General features: G+C 64.9%; 12 protein-coding genes. 5 read left to right on the top strand and 7 right to left on the bottom strand.

The window, feature by feature from the left end:
* Nucleotides 1-15 precede the first annotated feature (15 nt).
* Nucleotides 16-1,377: an MFS transporter gene (locus B7E02_RS13505; protein WP_080796951.1), complete on the top strand. Its 1,362-nt coding sequence runs from the start codon at nt 16-18 to the stop codon at nt 1,375-1,377.
* A gap of 188 nt (nt 1,378-1,565) precedes the next feature.
* A complete protein-coding gene (gene purT, locus B7E02_RS13500) occupies nt 1,566-2,795 on the top strand; it encodes a formate-dependent phosphoribosylglycinamide formyltransferase (RefSeq protein WP_080796774.1) in 1,230 nt (409 codons plus the stop codon).
* A 35-nt stretch (nt 2,796-2,830) separates the two neighbouring features.
* On the opposite strand, the gene B7E02_RS13495 is transcribed toward purT, so the two are convergent.
* Nucleotides 2,831-3,211: a winged helix-turn-helix transcriptional regulator gene (locus B7E02_RS13495; RefSeq protein WP_245802281.1), complete on the bottom strand. Its 381-nt coding sequence runs from the start codon at nt 3,209-3,211 to the stop codon at nt 2,831-2,833.
* Between the two features lie 169 nt (nt 3,212-3,380).
* Here B7E02_RS13495 and B7E02_RS13490 point away from each other — a divergent pair, with 169 nt between their 5' ends.
* Complete coding sequence (locus B7E02_RS13490) at nt 3,381-4,436, top strand: LLM class flavin-dependent oxidoreductase (RefSeq protein ID WP_080796773.1); 1,056 nt, start codon at nt 3,381-3,383, stop codon at nt 4,434-4,436.
* Nucleotides 4,437-4,443: 7 nt separating this feature from the next.
* Here the strand turns inward: B7E02_RS13490 and B7E02_RS13485 are convergent, their stop codons facing one another.
* The 3 genes from B7E02_RS13485 to B7E02_RS13475 form a co-directional block, all read right to left on the bottom strand.
* Nucleotides 4,444-4,992 (bottom strand): GNAT family N-acetyltransferase, encoded by a 549-nt coding sequence (locus tag B7E02_RS13485; RefSeq protein ID WP_080796772.1) that lies wholly within the window; start codon nt 4,990-4,992, stop codon nt 4,444-4,446.
* Between the two features lie 47 nt (nt 4,993-5,039).
* Complete coding sequence (locus B7E02_RS13480; RefSeq protein ID WP_080796771.1) at nt 5,040-5,510, bottom strand: GNAT family N-acetyltransferase; 471 nt, start codon at nt 5,508-5,510, stop codon at nt 5,040-5,042.
* 237 nt (nt 5,511-5,747) lie between these two features.
* The gene (locus B7E02_RS13475; protein WP_080796770.1) at nt 5,748-7,115 is read right to left on the bottom strand and encodes an FAD-dependent oxidoreductase; all 1,368 of its coding nucleotides are present in this window, start codon (nt 7,113-7,115) and stop codon (nt 5,748-5,750) included.
* Nucleotides 7,116-7,553: 438 nt separating this feature from the next.
* On the opposite strand from B7E02_RS13475, the gene pta reads away from it, so the two are divergent.
* Nucleotides 7,554-8,936: a phosphate acetyltransferase gene (pta, locus tag B7E02_RS13470; RefSeq protein WP_080796769.1), complete on the top strand. Its 1,383-nt coding sequence runs from the start codon at nt 7,554-7,556 to the stop codon at nt 8,934-8,936.
* Between the two features lie 2 nt (nt 8,937-8,938).
* On the top strand, nt 8,939-10,132 hold the full coding sequence (locus B7E02_RS13465) for an acetate kinase (RefSeq protein WP_080796768.1): 1,194 nt from the start codon (nt 8,939-8,941) through the stop codon (nt 10,130-10,132).
* A gap of 25 nt (nt 10,133-10,157) precedes the next feature.
* Here B7E02_RS13465 and B7E02_RS13460 read toward each other — a convergent pair whose 3' ends face one another.
* Genes B7E02_RS13460 through B7E02_RS14440 form a run of 3 tightly spaced genes read right to left on the bottom strand, consistent with a single transcriptional unit; the run spans nt 10,158 to nt 15,131 of the window.
* On the bottom strand, nt 10,158-12,554 hold the full coding sequence (locus tag B7E02_RS13460) for a serine/threonine protein kinase (protein ID WP_080796767.1): 2,397 nt from the start codon (nt 12,552-12,554) through the stop codon (nt 10,158-10,160).
* On the bottom strand, nt 12,547-13,572 hold the full coding sequence (locus B7E02_RS13455) for a glutamate ABC transporter substrate-binding protein (RefSeq protein ID WP_080796766.1): 1,026 nt from the start codon (nt 13,570-13,572) through the stop codon (nt 12,547-12,549). Before B7E02_RS13455 ends, B7E02_RS13460 begins: the two co-directional genes overlap by 8 nt.
* On the bottom strand, nt 13,569-15,131 hold the full coding sequence (locus tag B7E02_RS14440; protein WP_245802280.1) for a hypothetical protein: 1,563 nt from the start codon (nt 15,129-15,131) through the stop codon (nt 13,569-13,571). Before B7E02_RS14440 ends, B7E02_RS13455 begins: the two co-directional genes overlap by 4 nt.
* Between the last annotated feature and the right edge of the window lie 15 nt (nt 15,132-15,146).

Below are 15,146 nucleotides of genomic sequence, written 5' to 3'. Positions count from 1 at the left end.
AGAAAGGTGGATTTCATGTCGACCACCGTTGACCGGCCACAAAACTCCACACCCGAACTGACACACAGGGATCGTCGCCGCGTGGCATTTGCCTCCACCATCGGCACGACGATCGAGTTCTACGATTTCTACGTCTACGCCACCGCGGCAGTGGCGGTCTTCCCCTTCCTTTTCTTCCCGAAGTCGGACAACCCCACCATCGGGCTGCTGTCCTCCTTCGCCACCTTCGGGCTGGCCTTCGTGGCCAGGCCCCTGGGCTCGATCATCTTCGGCCATTTCGGTGACCGCGTCGGGCGGAAGGCCACCCTGATCGGTGCGCTGCTGACCATGGGCGTGGCCACCTTCATCATCGGTTGCCTGCCCACCTACGCGCAGGTCGGAATCGCGGCCCCCGCCCTGCTCGCGCTCATGCGGTTCTGCCAGGGCCTCGGGCTCGGTGGCGAATGGTCGGGTGCCGCACTGCTGGCCTCTGAGACAGCGGCGGACGGCAAGCGTGCCCGTGCCGCGATGTGGCCCCAGCTCGGCGCTCCCTTCGGCTTCTTCATCGCCAACGGCTTCTTCCTGATCCTGGTCACCGCCCTCGGCCACACCAACGGCGACCCCGAAGGCGCCTTCATGGCCTGGGGCTGGCGCCTGCCCTTCCTGGCATCGGCGATCATGGTCATCATCGGACTCTATGTGCGCCTGCGGCTGACCGAGACCCCGGTCTTTCAGGCCGCCGTGGACACCGGCAAGAAGGTGGAGTCCCCGCTGAAGGAGGCCTTTCGCACGGCAAAGCTGCCCATGCTCCAGGGAACCTTCATCATGGTCGGGTGCTACACCATGTTCTACCTGGTGACCACCTGGATCCTCTCCTATGGAATCGGCAGCAGGGACGCCGGGATCGGCCTCGGAATCCACTACAACGACTTCCTGGTGCTGCAGCTGATCTCCATCTTCGCCTTCGTCGCAGGCATCCCGCTCGCCGGGCGTCTGGCTGATACCAGGGGCCGCAGGCCCACCCTGCTCTGGACCACGGTGGCCATCATCATCTTCGGTCTGTGCTTCAAGTTCTTCCTGGACCCGGCGACCGCGACCGAGGGCTCCGTCCTGGCCTTCCTGACCATCGGCATGTTCCTGATGGGCCTGATCTTCGGACCGATGTCCTCCGTCCTCCCCGAACTCTTCCCCACCAACGTCCGCTACACCGGCTCCGGCATCTCCTACAATGTCTCCTCGATCCTCGGCGCGGCGATCGCACCCTTCATCGCCACCGCGTTGAACGCCAGTTTCGGTGTGCAGTCCGTGGGTTGGTACCTCATCATCGTCGCGGTGATCTCCCTCTTCGCCATCATCCCGATGAAGGAGACCATGCACAAGGATCTCACCGAGATCTAGAACCCGGCACGGCCCTGAACCTCTCCCCACCAGTTGCACCGAGCAACTGGTGGGGATTTGTTCCTGTCCGGGGAGGGCGGGAGAAACTAGTTCACCGCGAAATAGCGCTTCATACCACGGCGGGTCGCGTAGGCGTGGGATACTCGAACGACAAACAGGATGTTCAGCTCGCAAGGAGGCTCAAGCCCATGTATGTGCCCGAGAATATCGGAACCCCGCTGTCCCCGAACGCCACGACCGTGATGCTGCTCGGATCGGGTGAGCTCGGGAAGGAGGTAGCCATCGCCTTCCAGCGCCTGGGCGTGGAGGTCCATGCGGTGGACCGTTATGAGAACGCTCCCGCACATCAGGTCGCCCACTTCGCCCATGTCATCGACATGACCGATCCCCGCGCGGTCCGGAGTCTGATCGAGGAGGTCAGGCCGGACTTCGTGGTGCCCGAGATCGAGGCGCTGGCTACCGATGAGCTTCTCGCCATCGAGGAGGAGGGGGTGTCCACCGTCGTCCCCACCGCACGCGCGGCCAAACTCACCATGAACCGCGAGGGCATCCGCAGGCTCGCGGCGGAGGAGCTGGGACTGCCCACCTCGCGCTATGAGTTCTGTTCCACCTTCGAGGAATTCGAGGTAGCGGCGGGACTGCTGGGATTTCCCTGCGTGGTCAAGCCGGTGATGAGTTCCTCCGGCAAGGGACAGTCCGTGGTCGGGGGACCCGAGGATCTGGAGGCTGCCTGGGAGTACGCCATGAGCGGGGCCCGCGTGAGCACCTCGCGGGTGATCGTGGAGGAGTTCGTCGACTTCGACTATGAGATCACCCTGCTGACCGTCCGTTCCATCGATCCGGGCACCACCAAACCCGCCACCTGGTTCTGCGAACCCATCGGCCACCGCCAGCGCGACGGTGACTATGTGGAATCCTGGCAGCCCATGCAGATGAGTGACTGCGCACTGGATAACGCGCGTTCTGTGGCCGCCAGGATCACCAACGCCCTGGGCGGACGTGGCGTCTTCGGTGTGGAGCTGTTTGTATCCGGTGACGACGTCTACTTCTCCGAGGTGTCACCACGGCCCCACGACACCGGGCTGGTCACACTGGCCACCCAGCGGAACTCGGAGTTCGAGCTCCACGCCAAGGCCATCCTCGGCCTGCCCATCGATGTCACGCTGGTGTCGCCGGGAGCCTCGGCGGTGATCTACGGAAACGTCGATTCCGTCGCCGTGACCTACACCGGCCTGGCCGAGGCGCTCTCGGTGGAGGAAACCGATCTGCGGCTCTTCGCCAAACCTGAGGCCTTCGTCAGGAGGCGCATGGGAGTCGCGGTGTCCACCGCCGAGAATGTGGAGATCGCACGTGAGCGGGCCACCCGTGCGGCCGCGGCGATCACCGTCCACCCCGGGTCGAACGTCTTCGACGTCTAGGGTGCAGGGGGATACCACCCGGGGCCGGCGGAGGTTCAGGAGGCGTCGAAGGTCTCACGGTTGTGCTCAATTTCGCCACGATGCTCATTGACCCAGCCGACGAAGGCGTCAACGGGTGCGGTGAGCGTGCGGCCGAGGGCGGTCAGTTCATAATCCACCCGCGGCGGCACCTCCGCGTAGGCGGTACGGGTGATCATGCCGTCGCGGTGCAGGGTGCGCAGGGTCCGGGTGAGCATGCGATGCGAGATGCCGGGGATCGCCGCCTGTATAGCGGTGAAGCGCCTGGGGCCGTCGGCGAGGGCGCCGATGACGAGCATGGACCATTTGTCGGCGACGCGTTCGAGAATGTCCCGCACCATCGACTGGATCTCGGGGGAGCAGGGGGTGCCGGGGGTGCCTTCGGAATGTGGTGACAAGGTGTATTGCTTCCTTCCGTGTTCGTAATGAACATCAAAGTGCGTGTTCAAGGCCGGGATTACCGCGGGATGCGGCCCTGTTGCTCTCTATGAGTAACCATCAATGGGAACGGTGCACCCCCCGGGGTGCCACCGAATCCGTTCATCACGTTAGGAGCACAAGTCCATTATGCCCACACAACCACACCCCGAGCGGATCGAGTTCGGCCTGGACACCTTCGGCGATGTCCCCGTCGGAGCCGATGGCGCACCGGTGACCTATGCGGAGGCGATCCGAGCGACCCTCGATGAGGCGGTTGTCGCGGATCGGGCTGGGGTGGATGTCATCCTCGTCGGGGAGCACCACCGACGTGAGTACGCTATCTCCGCCCCCGAGGTCGTCCTAGCCGGGATCGCGGCCCGTACCGATCGGATCCGCGTGGGATCGGGGGTGACCGTGCTCTCCTCCGATGATCCCGTTCGGGTGTTCCAGAGATTCGCGACGGTGGACGCGATCGCACGGGGTCGCGCCGAAGTGATTCTGGGCAGGGGCTCCTTCACCGAGTCGTTTCCGCTGTTCGGATACAACCTGAGCGATTACGAGGTGCTCTTCGAGGAGAAGATCGAGCTGTTCGCACGTCTCCTCGACGAGCGCGGGGTAACCTGGTCGGGATCGGTCCGTGCACCGCTTGACGGGGTCGAGGTGTACCCGAAGACGGAGTCGGGCGCACTGTCCACCTGGGTGGGGGTGGGCGGAAGCCCGCAGTCGGTGGTGCGGGCGGCACGGTACGGATTCCCGCTCATGCTTGCGATCATCGGTGGCGATCCGGCCCGCTTCTCCCCGTACATCGATCTCTACCGGCGCGCATCGAGGGAGTTCGGCACCCCCGAACTCCCGGTGGGGATGCACTCGCCTGGGTTCATCGCCGACACCGACCGGGAGGCCTTCGACGCGTTCTACCCCGGATACGAGGCGATGCACGCCATCATCGGTCCGGAACGCGGTCTCCCGCCACTGCGCAGAGAGCATTTCGACGCCGAGGTCGCGCACGGGTCCATGTATCTGGGTTCCCCGGACACCGTGGCCCGCAAGATAGCGAGAACCATCCGGCGCCTGGGTGTGGGGCGCTTCGACATGATCTACACCATGGGGGCCCAGCCCGCCGACGCCAGGCTCCGCGCCGTGGAGCTCTACGGCACCGAGGTCATCCCCCGCGTCCGTGAACTCCTGGCCAGGGACAGCTGATCCCGTATCAGGCCCGCGGGGCGGTCGCGTAGTCGGCCAGCTCGGCGGCGCCGAGGACCAGGGGGAGGTGGGCGACACCGGAATCGAGGAACTCGGAGCCACAGACGCTGAAGCCGTAACCCTCGTAGAAGCTGCGCAGCGGTGACTGCGCAGTGAGCACCACATCGTTGCTCGGGTGCTTCTCATGGGCGAGGCGAAGTGCGTTGTGCATGATTTCATCAGCGAGGCCGGTACCCCTGAACTCCCGGGCCACCGCCAGGCGGCCGAGTTGGGAGACCGGGGCGTCGTCAAGCGTGAGCGTCGACCCGGTTGCGGCGGCGAGATCGGCGACGGTGGTGGGGATCAGCCGGGCGCAACCGTCGAGAACAGTGACGCCGGAGGCGGCACGCTCCCACGCCAGGATGTGGTGGGTGGAGGTGGCGGCGTCGGCATCGTCGATCTCCGCGTAGGGGGTGCCCTGCTCGTGGACGAAGACATCCACGCGCAGCTTGTACAATTTGTGAACCTCGAGAGGGCCGAGCTCGTGGAGGTTGGAAACGGCGAAATATCGGGTCATGCGCCTGATCCTAGCCGGGGATGGGCGCCCGCACACCCCATTGGGGCTCAGGCGTTAACCTTATCTCCATAAACGGCGTGCAGGCGGGTGGTGGAAAGAATCATCGGGTGGCCACCGTCCCCGGGCCGACCGTAGCTGCGGAAGCCGAAACTCTCATAGAGACCCTGCAGATCCTCCGGTGCGGTGACCACGACATCCCGGTCCGGGTAGCGTTCGGCGGCGAGCCGGAGCGCGTTGTCGAGGATGTCGCGGACCAACCCGGAACCGTCGACGGCATAGAGGTGGCTGAGTTCGGTGACCTCGAGGACCCCGGTGCTCGTCGGGAGAATCCGCGCGTATCCGTGCAGCTCCGGTGAAGGCCGGTCGGTGTGGTCCCAGGCCAGAACATGGTGGGTTCCGGGGTTGGCGTCGGCGTCATCGATGCCGGTGCCGATGGTGTCAACCCGCAGCTTGTAGAGCTTGTGGACCTCGAGCGGACTCATGTCCGCGAGGCTGGTGACTGCGAAATAGGTGTTCATGGGAATGACACTGTAGTTCGGTGACGCCCCGCTGAAAAGACCCCGCCGCCCGGGCTGAAGGGAGCATCGCCCCATCGGGTCGGGCAACCGGACCAACGGGAGTGGCGCGGTGCCCGTTTTCCGGGGGAGCACGGCCGAATCAGGTGGAGCGGGGCCCCGGGGGTGTACTCCGGACAGCGGTGGCGGGTGATTCTCCTCGCAGCGCGGGGCACCGTGTCTGAATTCCCACCGTCGAGGCTAGATCTCGTATTCGGGGCGGGCGTGCCTGACCATTTCGTTCCACTCCACGATCTTCTTGCGCTCGCGACCCTCGGCCTCACCGAGCTGGCGCTCGGCGGCGTCGAGCAGGTGCCACCCCTCCCAGGTGGTGAAGGCGATGTCGCGGGAATCGAGGAACTCCAGGATCGCCTCGCGCTCCGGGTGCGCGGGCTCGGGCAGTGAACCGGCGGCGTAGTCGGAGAGCAGCATCTCGGTGGTCTCCTTGGCGTCGGATTTGGTGTTGCCGATCAGCCCGATCGGGCCGCGCTTGATCCATCCCGTGGCGTAGAGGCCGGTGATGGGTGCGCCGGTTGCGGGATCGATGACATGTCCGCCGTCGTTGGGGATCACCGCGCGCTCCGGGTCGAATGGGACCTCGTTGACGGCCTCGGAGCGGTAGCCGACCGCGCGGTAGACCGCCTGGACATCCCAGGTGGTGAACTCGCCGGTGCCGGTCACTCCGCCCTGTCCATCAAGCGTGGTGCGTTCGGTCCTCAGCCCGACCACTTCGCCGTTGTCACCGATGATCTCCACCGGGGACTCGAAGAAGTGGATGAACAGCTTGTGCGGGGCGCCCTTGGGATCCCGGATCGCGTACTGCTCGAGGGTCTGGCAGACCAGGTCCTGGGACTTGGACTCCCGGCGCGCCCTCTCCGAGCCCTCGTCGTAGTCGATGTCCTCGGGATTGACCACCACCTCGATCGTGGGGGAGTGGTCGAGCTCCTTGAGCTCGAGAGGGGTGAACTTGGCCTGGGCGGGGCCGCGGCGTCCGAAGACGTGGATCTCGGTGGCCCTGTTTCGTGCCAGGGACTCGTAGACATTGTCCGGAATCTCGGTGACCCTGAGCTCATCGCCGGTCTTGGCCAGGATGCGGGCGACATCCAGTGCGACGTTGCCCACGCCGATGACGGCGACTTTCTCCGCGGAGAGATCCCAGGAGCGCTCGAAATCGGGATTGCCGTCGTAGAAGCCCACGAACTCACCGGCGCCGAAGGATCCCTTGAGATCGGAGCCGGGAACACGCAGGTCCTGGTCACCGGTGGCACCGGTGGAGAAGACGATCGCATCATAGAAGGAGTGCAGCTCCTCGACGGTGATGTCCCTGCCGATCTCGATGTTTCCGAGGAAGCGCAGATGATCCTTGTCCAGAACGTTGTGCAGCGATTTGACGATACCCTTGATGCGGGGATGGTCGGGGGCGACGCCGTAGCGGATCAGACCGAAGGGTGCCGGCATGCGCTCGAAAAGGTCGATCTGGACGTCCTCGCCGGATTTCATCAGGAGGTCGGAGGCATAGATTCCAGCTGGACCAGCGCCAACGACGGCGACGCGCAGGGGACGGGACATGGGTGATTCTTTTCCTTATTCATCGGTGGTCAACCGGAGGATCCCGGTTTGGGTGATCGATTCGAAGCGGTGCCGAGCGGGCGGGGGATTCTTCAGTGCAATCAACCGCTCATGATACGTGGTCGCACCCGATCTATGAAAGGGGGCACTTACCTTCTCCGCGGTGGGGGACCGCGGGGGAGATCTTCGCAAAATGATCTTCGCAAGCTGTAACACGGAAATTCTGTTTTCTTCGCAGCTTTAGATCAGTGCAGCTCATCGCCCTATGGAATATTCCCAGCAAGAATCCGCGGAGGAAAAAGTTTGCAACCGGGGTGTGGAGACGTCCAAAGAGGGCTAAACTATGCGAAGAATCACAACACTTGGATGATAGTGCCGGATGGCACAGCCGGTTCCAGCTCCCTGTGACAGCCCACGTTGTTCGAAGAAAGGCGATGTATGTCTGACACCCCCACATCAGTTCTGATCACCACCGTCAACCGCAACTTTGACGGCTATGATCTGGAGAAACTGGCGCATGATCTGGAACTGCCCATCGTGAGAATCCACGAGGAGGAGCTGGACATGGCCAAGGTGCTGTCCGCGGATCTTCTCGGAAACGGACCCGCGCTAATCGTCGGCGCCGGCAATGTCAGCTTCGACGCGCAGGTCGCGGCGGCGCTGGCCGTGCCCATGCTCTTCCTCGTGGACGGCCGGGGTCCGCACGTGTCGCTGGCGCGGACCCAGGCCAAGGAGCTGGGGGCCGTGGTGGCCGCCGCCTTCCCGGCGAATGACAGGGCGGACACCGCCAAGCTGAAGAAGGCGCTGCACGGGGTGCCCGCGCTCAAGCCGGTGATGAGCGCGGTCCTGTTCGAGAACTGGCTCCTGCACAAGGCGCGTGAGGCCGATGCCCGCATCGTGCTGCCCGAGGGGGAGGACGACCGCATCCTCATGGCCGCCCACCAGCTTCTGGATCAGGATATCTGTGAGCTGACCATCCTGGGGGATCCGGAGGAGATCACCAGCCGCGCCACGGAGCTGGGGCTGAATCTGTCCAAGGCGGATCTGGTCAACCCGTTGACCGATCCGAAGCTGGAGGAGTTCGCCGAGCAATTCGTTGAGCTGCGCAGGAAGAAGAACGTCTCCCTCGAGGAGGCCAGGGAGACGATGAAGGACATCTCTTACTACGCCACGATGATGGTTCACAACGGTGATGCCGATGGAATGGTCTCCGGTGCCGCGCACACCACCGCGCACACCATCAAGCCGAGCTTCCAGATCATCAAGACGGTCCCGGAGGCCTCAGTGGTCTCCTCGGTCTTCCTCATGGTTCTGCGCGGTCGGCTCTGGGCCTTCGGCGACTGCGCGGTCAACCCCAACCCGACCGCGGCCCAGCTCGGTGAGATCGCGGTGGTGTCCGCCAGAACCGCGGCCCAGTTCGGAATCGACCCCCGGGTCGCCATCCTCTCCTATTCCACCGGGGTCTCGGGAACCGGCCCGGACGTCGATCGTGCGGTGGAGGCCCTGGCCGAGGCCAAGCGCATCGATCCGGAGCTGAAGGTGGATGGCCCGCTGCAGTTCGACGCCGCCGTCGATCCCGGTGTCGCCCGCAAGAAGATGCCCGATTCGGAGGTCGCAGGGCACGCCAACGTGTTCATCTTCCCCGACCTGGAGGCCGGGAACATCGGATACAAGACCGCCCAGCGCACCGGGCACGCGCTGGCCGTCGGGCCCATCCTGCAGGGGCTGAACAAACCCGTCAACGATCTCTCGCGTGGGGCGACCGTCCCGGACATCGTCAACACCGTAGCCATCACCGCCATCCAGGCCGGAGGGAAATAACCATGTCACTGGCACTCGTCCTGAATTCCGGTTCCTCGTCGATCAAGTTCCAGCTTGTTGATCCGGAGAACCACGCCACCGATGAACCTTTCGTCTCCGGACTGGTTGAGCAGATCGGCGAGGACCTCGGCCGCATCGTGCTCAAGTTCGACGGGGAGAAGCACGTCTTCGATTCCCCGATCCCCGACCACTCCGTGGGCCTGCGCCTGGCCTTCGAGCTGATGGAGGAGCGTGGCTGCGGCCCCACCCAGGTGGATATCATCGCAGTCGGACACCGCGTCGTCCACGGTGGCATCCTCTTCTCCTCCCCCGAGCTGATCACCGATGAGATCGTGGACATGATCAGGGATCTCATTCCACTGGCACCCCTGCACAATCCCGCCAACATCGACGGCATCGAGGTCGCCAGGAAGATCCTTCCGAACGTTCCCCATGTCGCCGTCTTCGACACCGGTTTCTTCCACTCCCTGCCCCCGGCCGCGGCGCTCTACGCCATCAATAACAAGGTGGCAGCGGAACACGGTATCCGCAGGTACGGCTTCCACGGCACCTCACACGAGTACGTGTCCAGAAGGCTGGTCGAGCTGCTGGACAGGCCGGCGGAGGAGATCAACCAGATCACCTTCCACCTGGGTAACGGCGCCTCCATGTCCGCGATCCGGGGCGGCAAGGCGGTGGATACCTCGATGGGGATGACCCCGCTCGCGGGCCTGGTCATGGGTACCCGCTCCGGCGACATCGACCCGGGCATCGTGTTCCACCTGGCACGCACCGCGAACATGAGCATCGATGAGATCGACAATCTGCTGAACAAACAATCCGGTGTCAAGGGACTGGCCGGCGTCAATGATTTCCGTGCGCTGCGCGAGATGATCCATGAAGGCGACCAGGACGCCTGGTCGGCCTACAACGTCTACATCCACCAGCTGCGCCGCTACCTCGGCTCGTACATGTTCGCACTCGGCAATGTCGACGCCCTCGTGTTCACAGCCGGTGTCGGAGAGAACGCCACCTTCGTCCGCGCGGATGCGCTGGCGGGGCTGGAGATGTACGGGATCAAGGTCGACCCCGAGCGCAATGAGCTGCCCAATGACGGCCCCCGCCTGATCTCCACCGATGACTCAGCGGTGAAGGTCTTTGTGATCCCCACCAATGAGGAGCTCGCGATCGCCCGTTACGCGGTCGCCTTCGCCTGAGGGGCCCCGGCGGCCCCCGACCGGTTCAGAACCAGGTGAAGGGCCGCACCGAGTTCGCCATGTCCACCAACGCGTAGCGGTGGCGTGCGAAGGGCGCCGATCGCGCCTGCACCCGTAGCGCCGCGGAGATCCCCTCACGCAGTCCCTTCTGGGAGAAGGGGTACTCAAAGAGGGGGTTGGGTGAGGCCGCCGCCTTCAATCCGGATTCACGCAACCAGGTCAGCCCCGCGGACATCACCGCGATCCTGATCTGGTTGAAGCGCGGCTCATTGGTGGGAATCTCCTCGAGTCGCCTGGCGGCTCGCCTGATCCGTGATTCGCTGAGGTTGGAGCTGACCAGCAGCAGGATGGTGGTCAGCGTGGCCATGCGGTGGTGCCTGGACGAGGGGGAGAGCCGGTCGAGCGCGGAGACCGCGAGCTCAATCTGATTCTCCGCCATCAGCTGCCTGGCCAGACCGAAGGCGGAGGAGACGGTGGTGGGGTTGGTGGCCCAGACCAGCGCGTAGAGACGCAGGCATTGGAAGCGCAGCACATTGGGCTCGTGGGTGATGTGGGACCAGGTGTCGCTGAGCTGCTCGAAGGTGGTGGAGTCCAGGTTCTCGAAATCCTGGTCCAGGTTCGCCGTGGCGGCCGCCACCTCCGGGGTCAGCAGGGCGGTGTTGTCGAAGCCACCCTGCTGGAGCAACAGTTCATCGGTGGCGGCAAGCGCCAGCTTAGGGGCCGATTCCCCGGGCAGGATCGTGAGCACCATGTTGAAGTGCTCCTGGGCGATGGGGTATTCGTCGAGAAGCAGGTAGGTGATTCCGGAGAACCAGTGATGCCGCCAGTCCCTGCCCAGCCGCTCCTCGAGGGTGGCGAGCCAGGCTCGCGCCTCGGTGGTGAATCCCAGATCCAGCAGGGTGCGCACCACGCCGAGGGGAATCTCTATGGAATCGGCATAGCGCTCATCCTTCATGGCGTTGCGCAGCGACTCCAGTGTTTCCGAGGGTTCGGCGTAGGAGGAGCCGGAGAGCAGCCGGGATCCGGGGTCGTTGCGGTCGATCAGCGGGACGGGAAGGGCCGCGACGATTTCCGGGGAGGTGATGCGGACCTGACGGTCGATGCCGTCGATGATCTTGTCGGTGCGGAAGACCAGGTGCTTGGTGCCGAAGGTGCTTCTCTGCGGGGAGAACAGCGAATGCTGGGCGGGGTACTGTCTGCCGTCGCGGACGGCGAGGATCTCCCGGAGCACACCGTAGAGCTGCGTCCGCAGTTCCGAGACGGAGCTGAACCGCGCCGCGGGATCGGTGGCGGTGGCCCGCTGCAGGAAGCGATAGTAGGACAGGTGCCTGCGCAGCAGTGGTTCGCTGTTGGGGGAGGGGATCCCCGGCTTGTACTGGCCGTCCTCCACAGGCATCTTGAGCGTCAGCGCGGCCAGGGTCCTGCCGATGGTGTAGATGTCCGAGGCGACGGAGGGCCCCTCGGTGGAGACCTCGGGCGCCTGGAAGCCCCTGGTGCCGTAGATGTATCCGAAGGCCCCGATACCGGTCACCGCGCCCAGATCGATCAGCTTCACCTGGTCCTCGGTGACGATGACATTCTCCGGTTTGAGATCGTTGTACACCACGCCCCGGCTGTGCAGATACTCCATGGCGGGCAGAACCTCGAGGATGTAGCCGATCGCCAGATCCAGGCCGAGCACACCATCGGGTTGCTTCTTGCGCCGATCATTCAGTGACGGCCCGTTGACGTACTCCATCACGATGAAACCGCCGGGGACGCGGGGATCGTCGATGAAATTGTAGGCCTTGACGATCCCGGGGTGGGTGATGTCGGCCAGGAACTCCCGTTCGGCCACCGCTGTACCCTGATCCTGCGAGCTGGCCTGGGACATCATCCCCTTGAGCACCACGATGCGGCCGGAGACGTTGCGGTCGTTGGCCAGGTAGATCCATCCCATGCCGCCGTGCGCGATGACCCCGAGCACCTCGTACTGATCGGCGACGATGTCCCCGGCACGCAGCTGCGGGGCCTCGATCCCCGGTTTGAGCTCCGCCTCCGGGTCGATGAGCAGCTCGCTCTCGGGGGTGGGGGTGATGAAGGGCAGCTGGACCATGCCGTCGGCCACCGGTCGGGATTCGCGGCGCACCCTGCGGCGTTCACGGAACAGCGAAATTGCCTGACGACGACTGCGTTCGCTCGGGTCGGCGCCGGGCGCCGGTCCGGGAGTCGCCGCGGTGGCGGCGGTGGTCACGGTGGGTGTGTCACCGGAATCCGGGCGGAACTGCCCCTGGGTGGCACGGATGCCCTCCAGGTCGTGCAGCAGCAGGCCGAGGTTGTCGTCGTCGAAGATGGACAGGTCCTCCCCGTCCTCCTCCTCGTCGTCCGCGAAGGGGTCGAACAGGACCGCCTCGGTACCGGGATCCTCGTCCTTGTCACTCATCGGGGTTCTCCTCCCTGAATTGCAGGGCCGGTGGCCCCAGTGAGGTCAGATAGGGCGCGAACCACTGGTTGAACAGGTTCCACCAGGTGCCGTCGTTGCGCAGGCGCTCGAGGGTGGAGTTGATCTGACGGACCAGCCCGCTGACATCGCGCCCACTGACCTGTTTGGCCGTGGCCACACCGTAGTACTCCAGCCCGAGGGAGGCCGGCAGGATCCTGGTGTAGGGATCCTGTGCGGCGATACCGGAAAGGATGACATCATCCCCGAGGATCACCTGCGCCTGCTGCTGCTGGAGCGCCATCAGGCAGTCGGCCCAGTTCCGGGTCTTGAGGATGTCCGATTCCGGGGCGATGGCCCGCGCCCTCTGCAGTGCGGTGGATCCCTCGGCCACGCAGATCGTGTGACCGGCCAGGTCCGCCACCGAGGTGATCCCGGAGTTGTCCATCACCAGCAGCCGGGTCTGGGCGCGGTAATAGGGGGTGGAGAACTCGACCTGTTTGGCGCGGTCCTCGGTCACCGCCATCGAGCGGATGACAATGTCGACATTGCCCTGCTGGAGCGCCCGGACGCGATCGATGGAATCGACGTAGCGGAAGTCCACCGCCTCGGGGTCACCGAAGATGTCCCTGGCTATCTCCTTGGCCAGGCTGACCTCGAAACCCTGGAGGGTGCCGGTGAGGGAATCGCGGAAGCTCAGCAGATTCTGCGACTGGTCCACACCGACGATGATGCGTCCGCGTTTGAAGATTGTGGGCACCCGCTCCTCCGGTGTCGCACTATCGGGGCGCAGCGATCCCTCCCAGGTGTCGGTGACGATCTCCTGGGGTGCCACGGAGCCGGCGGCCTCCAGCTCGGAATCCGGGGGCAGCGGCGGACCGGCCCCCGGGTCCAGCTGGTTGTAGTTGACCGGGGACTCCGGTGTCGGACCGGCGCAGGCGGTCAGTGAGCAGGCGGCCAGGGCGCAGGCCGCCACGGTGGCGGCCACCCGGCGGTGGGGGCGTCGATACGAAATGGTCATAGGTACTCCTGCAGACGCGGTCTGATACCGAGCCAGAGGGCAACCACCGAGGCGACCGAGAGCATGAGCACGATATAGGACACCAGCGCCGTGGCGGACAGGCCACTTTGGATGTAGGTCCGCATCGCGGCACGGGAATCGATGATCAGCTGGGACAGGGCACTGTCCAGCCTGTCGAAGTCGGTGATTCCCTCGGCGTTGGTCTCCAGCACGGCCGAGACGGCGGTGGCGTAGTTGCCGGTGGACAATGCCTCGGTGAAGGCCTCGTGCTGGCGCTGCCAGGCCCCGGCCGCGTCGCGGACCTCGGCGATCAGCGCGATGTGCTCCGGGGTCTGGGCGTGCAGGGTGTTTTCGTACTCGTCCACGGCTCGGTTGATCTGGATGATCGTGGCGTCGAATCCCGTGCCCGAACCCTGCACCGACTGCCGGCGGACCAGGGCCAGGGTCTCCGTGGTGCGGGTCTGCTGCGCATAGATCCTCGCCGTGGTCATGGCGTTCTGGGGGCCGGCGGCCTGCTCGAAGCCCTGGGTGCCCGCCTGCCACGTCGCCCAGTTCGCGGCCGAGACCCAGATGGTGGCCACCAGCATCATCACTGTCGCGCACGCGAAGCCCCGGTTGATCCGCCGCCTGGTGATGCGCATCAGCCACCACTGCGCGATGATGAGCATCCCGAGGGCCGCGAGCAGCCCGGAGAGCGGGATCCACTGCGGGCGGGTGACGCTGAGCTGCTGTTCGGAGACCTTTCGGCTGGTGATGTTGTACAGCTCGGCTGCCGCGGGCAGGATCTCATTGCGCATCATGGCGCTGGCATCGGCCATGTAGGCCACACCCACCGGATTGCCGGCGCGGTTGTTGGTTCGCGAGGTCTCCACCAGGCCGGTGTACACGGGAAGCTGGCGTTGAATCTCCGTGAGCAGCTCCATTATCCGCCCGTCCTCCTGATTCAGGGAGGCCGCGGTATCCGTCGCAGCGACCGCGGCACGGTCGACGGCGGTGTTGTAGCGAACCCGGTTGACCGGGCTCTCGATCCCCGCCTGCACGAACCCGGTGGTTGCGGTGGTGTCCGCGACCGAGAGCGAGGTGTAGAGAACGTGTGCGTTATAGGAGACGGGTTCGGTGTTGGTGATCAGATCATCCAGCTGTGTCTGCCGCCCATCCGAGGACAGCGACATGGCATAACCGGCTGCGAAAATGGCGATTGATATCACCATCGTCATTGCCGTGATCTTTCCCGGCGAGGTGGCCACGAAACTCCACATTCGCCTGGCCAGGAAGAAGGGCTGGCCGAAGGTCTCCTGGATGATGGTGGCCACGACCCCGCGGCGCGAGCGCACGCCGGTCGGCACCGAATCGAGCCAGTGGTCGGGCCCGTCCTGGGCGTTGTCTGTGGCGTTGTCTGTGGCAGTGTCTGCGGCGTTGTTGGTGGCGTTGTCGGTGGTGAAACCCGGGGGAAGCGGCGGATTGTGCGCGCCGGAGTCGACTGCTGAGGGCCGTTCGCCCTGAACGTCAACCGCCGTGCGTGCCACAGGAGTGTGATCCGCATTTCCTTCCCGGGTCATTGTTTCAGAATAGCC

This window comes from Corynebacterium pacaense, from assembly GCF_900169525.1.
GTDB classification, from domain to species: domain Bacteria; phylum Actinomycetota; class Actinomycetes; order Mycobacteriales; family Mycobacteriaceae; genus Corynebacterium; species Corynebacterium pacaense.
Note: the sequence above shows the minus strand (reverse complement) of the source record. Positions and strands in the feature narration are given on the sequence as shown.

Coding starts and splice junctions, on each gene's coding strand:
- B7E02_RS13505 (WP_080796951.1), top strand. CDS start 16: ATGTCGACCACCGTTGACCGGCCACAAAACTCCACACCCGAACTGACA.
- purT (WP_080796774.1), top strand. CDS start 1,566: ATGTATGTGCCCGAGAATATCGGAACCCCGCTGTCCCCGAACGCCACG.
- B7E02_RS13490 (WP_080796773.1), top strand. CDS start 3,381: ATGCCCACACAACCACACCCCGAGCGGATCGAGTTCGGCCTGGACACC.
- B7E02_RS13485 (WP_080796772.1), bottom strand. CDS start 4,992: ATGACCCGATATTTCGCCGTTTCCAACCTCCACGAGCTCGGCCCTCTC.
- B7E02_RS13480 (WP_080796771.1), bottom strand. CDS start 5,510: ATGAACACCTATTTCGCAGTCACCAGCCTCGCGGACATGAGTCCGCTC.
- B7E02_RS13475 (WP_080796770.1), bottom strand. CDS start 7,115: ATGTCCCGTCCCCTGCGCGTCGCCGTCGTTGGCGCTGGTCCAGCTGGA.
- pta (WP_080796769.1), top strand. CDS start 7,554: ATGTCTGACACCCCCACATCAGTTCTGATCACCACCGTCAACCGCAAC.
- B7E02_RS13465 (WP_080796768.1), top strand. CDS start 8,939: ATGTCACTGGCACTCGTCCTGAATTCCGGTTCCTCGTCGATCAAGTTC.
- B7E02_RS13460 (WP_080796767.1), bottom strand. CDS start 12,554: ATGAGTGACAAGGACGAGGATCCCGGTACCGAGGCGGTCCTGTTCGAC.
- B7E02_RS13455 (WP_080796766.1), bottom strand. CDS start 13,572: ATGACCATTTCGTATCGACGCCCCCACCGCCGGGTGGCCGCCACCGTG.
- B7E02_RS14440 (WP_245802280.1), bottom strand. CDS start 15,131: ATGACCCGGGAAGGAAATGCGGATCACACTCCTGTGGCACGCACGGCG.